Source organism: Bacillus sp. AFS012607 (assembly GCF_002558005.1).
Lineage (GTDB): Bacteria > Bacillota > Bacilli > Bacillales > Bacillaceae_G > Bacillus_A > Bacillus_A thuringiensis_S.
This window is the reverse complement of the sequence record NZ_NTVM01000036.1, coordinates 1-3,922: the sequence shown is the minus strand read 5'-3', so window position 1 is coordinate 3,922 and position 3,922 is coordinate 1. Positions and strand designations below refer to the sequence as shown.

The window sequence follows — 3,922 nt, the reverse complement described above, 5'->3', positions numbered from 1 at the left end:
AAGATAAACACGTTCATTAATATAATATGTTTTTAAAATTCATGTAATGTTTTCTGCTTATTATTAAAGCAGGGGGTGTTAATATGACTGTAAGCATGTTTTTTGTTAAACTTATTTATGCAATTGTAGCGTGAGCATGCGTAGTACCTGCTATCAATGGCATCTTTAGTAAAATTGAAGAATATGTAGGCTAAAGCATCCATAGCGGTGCTTTTTTGTTATATAGGGTAATATCATATAGGAGTAGAAGCCATGCATATGATAAAAAAGAACAATTTCAGTAGGAATCCTGATTGTCCTTTGAAATGCGTCCTATATTTGCACCAGAACCGACTAAAATTAAGGTGGTTCAGTTGGAGGAGATTACTATTAATGCTATAGGAGAAAATATCGGATATAGATCGGCTTCAGCTAGTATATTTATTGATTTAAAAAGTCTATCAATAAAGCTATTCAAGATTAATATATAGTATATATTAATCATCCTATAGAGGTGCTTTTTACTTCTTTTATAGAATTTACACATAAAACATATATTTATACGCATTGCATTGTTACTACACGCTAAGGAATAGTAATAAAAAGATGTTACCAATAAAACTGTATAAAAACAAAAAGAATCCTAATAGGGTTAATTCTTTATGAAAGTTGAGCATGACAAACCTCCCTGGATAAATAGAATATCTTAATATGTTGTTTGTATATTTAAAAGAAAAAACATAATTTGGTACATTGGATTGGAGGATATCTATATAAATAGGTAGAATCTAATTATTTGGTTCACATTTTAATCCAAGGGGTACAAATTCGATGCGACATGAAAAGGATTTGTTGAAACAATGGAAGACGGATTTGCAAGCTATTCAAGAAGAAAAAAGGCTGAAGAAGAAGGCTAAGAAAAAGAATAAGAATAGGAAATATAGCATTCCGGGTAATACGGCTGACTTCATGGATGGTAAGAATACTTATCGTAAAGATAATGGGGTATGGAAGCAAAGAAATAAATAATGTGAGAATAAATAAGTTTGATCAAGATTATACAATTATCGCAGTCGCTTCCTTGATCTAGGAGGCGTCTTGTTTGTTGTTAATATTACTAAACAAATGAACACAAAATTAAGATACGCTAACAAGAAGGGATATACCTTGTTAAACAACGTGGCGTATAATAGATCATGCTTTAGAGCTGCTTGCTAATCGTGAAGAAAATGGATATACAGTTAAGAAGATATGTGAAGTTACTGGTGTAAGTCGTAAAGTTCTTTATAAGAGGACAAAAGAAAAAGGAGTTATGTAGAAATTAAAGTAGTGAATCCACTGCTATTCTGATATTGTATATTTTTTTATGTTAATATCATGTTAAGAAAAGGATGTATGAATTTTGGGCATATAATTAATTGATATAGGGATATTTATTATTTGTTTGACCTTGATTTATGAAATCAGGGAAGTAGAAGGTGGCAGTTCGAAAGAAAAAGTTAGCTTAGCTTTTGAAAATCTTGTCGACCTTATTTCCTTAGATTTTAATTTTTCCACAACTGTTCATATTATTAGGGGGAGGCCGCATCGTGTTTGGTATTGTTATTATATAGAAAAAAGAGAATGGCGAGCATCTAAATAGGATGCTTTTTTACTTTACAAAAAAACCTGCAGAACTGCAGATTCTCCTGATGATGCTTTAATTAAGTAAGTCCCGAAAATATAATGTAAAGACTAGAAATGAGTTCAAGAATTTTCGTTGATTCATGCCGCTCTATAATCTTTGTTTTTAAGCTTCTTTCTAATATCAATAAATCCTATAATCATTATTATCATGCATATTAACTTGAGCCAACGAACCTCCTGGTGGAACATTAGACCAGAGAAGAATTCATAAGCGTATAATAAACCGACAATCGGGAATAGCCAAGTCATAAATTTCAAATCTTTTAGATGAAACTTATAATTATTAATTTTTTTCCACATATGTATCAACTCCTATTTTCCTGATGTTCTGTAGTTCTGCTTGATAATATCTCGCGTGTTTAGGATAAATAATAGAAGGAAAACCAAGGCTATGATTCCGTTAACCCAGTAGTATGTATGTCCTGTTGTGAATCCAGTATAGAAAGAAAAGAAATTCCAAACTAAAAGGATTGTTGAACAGATAGTAGAGATCAATAATGAACCAAAACTCCTCATGATTGTCACCTCGATTCAAAATGTTAGTGGTTATTTATAATTATACATTCAATAAATGGATTTAAAAGGGTAGGATATAATAAAATAATATAAAGGAATTACTGTGAGGCGAGAAATATAGATAGGTAGCAAATCCGCTTCTTTTTATTTTAAATTGAAAAAGGAATCTCGAAAGATCCCTTTTTCTAATTCCGATATATCTTAATCGCATATAAGTAAAGACATAAAATATTATATAATAATAAAAAAATATAAACAATAAGTATTTTAGTTAACATAAGAAGGAGTTATAAAAATTACTCCCTTAAAAGTACAAACAATGAACTAGAGCTAGCCTTTGCAAATACGAAGGAAAATGGTTGAGGGATAACTCAGATTGAGCAGGGTTTATCATTCTTTACCCAAAAGGTAAGGAATGTAAAACAGGTTATGCATATGAACCTTGGCATATTCGTTATGTAGGAGAGATCGCTGACAATATATATCAAGAAAAGCTAACTTTAGAAGAATATACGAATCTGAAAAAATAAAGAATTGAATTAGCGTATATCATAATAAATACAAATACGGATGTGCGGATTTGTACTTACATGATGAGGTTACATCGAGTGGTAAAGTAGGGTAGGAATGTGACTTGAAAAACAGCTATATAAAGGTAGTTACAATACCTTACTTTTAATCAGTTTACATAACATATCTAATAGAGATTAATAAAAAACAAGTGAATGAATCTCAAAATGAAAAGAATACTTATATCATTGAGACAGAAAGAGAAATTTAGTAGTTACATATTGAAATCTGCATTTAAATAATATTTAGCGGAATGCTCAGCTAAACCAAGTACAATAAAAAGAATCAAAGGAAATGCTCTATTTCGGCATCACAACAATTAAATTTTGCAAAATACACCATCTATTTAGTCTTAAGGAGTTAAAGTAAACTATTTTGCATTAAAATGTTATAGATTGGATAAGTTATATAATCAACCATTTAATCAATATTAATATGTATAGCTGAAGGTACCCGAAACTAAAAGATATTTATACTGATGAAAGGTAAGGTATATGATACCTTTATAAAAGGGGGAAAATTAAACACTTACAACTTCGCGCGAAATACCAATTTTACGAACAATAAGATGTGTAAATAAAAATCCAATACAGTATTTAGGGATTTCTAGCTTGTTAGCATACATCTCTGTATATTGATATGTGTCCATATAATTCATATTTTATATAGAAATTATCAAATACTAAATTACTTATTGCAAAATTTTTATAGTAAATTACATTTCAATTTATAAAAGGTTTCTTATGTTGATCTATTTAACTCCTTATAATCATGTTCAAATTAAACAATTCGTATTTTATAACAACTATTAAAAATTTTTCATGTGTTCATTTTGTGTGAATTTATATATGAAAATTGTTTTATTTTGCACACCTGTGAATGTGATTTTTGCACTAATTTTTATAGCTTTATACAGATTTATCACGTGCTTATCTATAATTTTAATAGAATGACTACACCATCCTTATTTAATTTCGATTATATTTTAGCATCCCATAATTTAATTATGTAAATAAGTCTGTGTAAAAATTGAATTTCACGCGAACTTGTGTTCGTTTATTTTTTCTGTTATAGTATATATGAGGTGATTTTTATGGATTACAGCAACCAACGTCAAAAATCCGTACATCGTAAAAAATTATACGAGAATCTAAATGAAATGCCCTTTTAC

The 3,922-nt window shown here is 29.2% G+C and carries 3 protein-coding genes and 2 pseudogenes; 3 read left to right on the top strand and 2 right to left on the bottom strand.

Going from position 1 to position 3,922, the window contains the following annotated elements; all coding sequences use genetic code 11:
* Positions 1–810: 810 nt before the first annotated feature.
* Both CN409_RS27920 and CN409_RS32460 read left to right on the top strand, forming a co-directional pair.
* Entirely contained in the window at positions 811–1,008 is a 198-nt protein-coding gene (locus CN409_RS27920; RefSeq protein ID WP_001215521.1) for a hypothetical protein, read from the top strand.
* Positions 1,009–1,168: 160 nt separating this feature from the next.
* Positions 1,169–1,297 (top strand): annotated as a pseudogene (locus CN409_RS32460) (recombinase family protein); the annotation flags it as partial.
* Between the two features lie 446 nt (positions 1,298–1,743).
* Here the strand turns inward: CN409_RS32460 and CN409_RS27905 are convergent.
* Positions 1,744–1,965, bottom strand: a complete 222-nt coding sequence (locus tag CN409_RS27905; protein WP_000265599.1) for a hypothetical protein — start codon at positions 1,963–1,965, stop codon at positions 1,744–1,746.
* 12 nt (positions 1,966–1,977) lie between these two features.
* A complete protein-coding gene (locus CN409_RS32455) occupies positions 1,978–2,181 on the bottom strand; it encodes a hypothetical protein (protein WP_080548775.1) in 204 nt (67 codons plus the stop codon).
* A 300-nt stretch (positions 2,182–2,481) separates the two neighbouring features.
* Between CN409_RS32455 and CN409_RS27895 the strand changes: the two are divergent.
* Positions 2,482–2,711: pseudogene (locus CN409_RS27895) on the top strand (M15 family metallopeptidase); the annotation flags it as partial.
* Positions 2,712–3,922 lie beyond the last annotated feature (1,211 nt).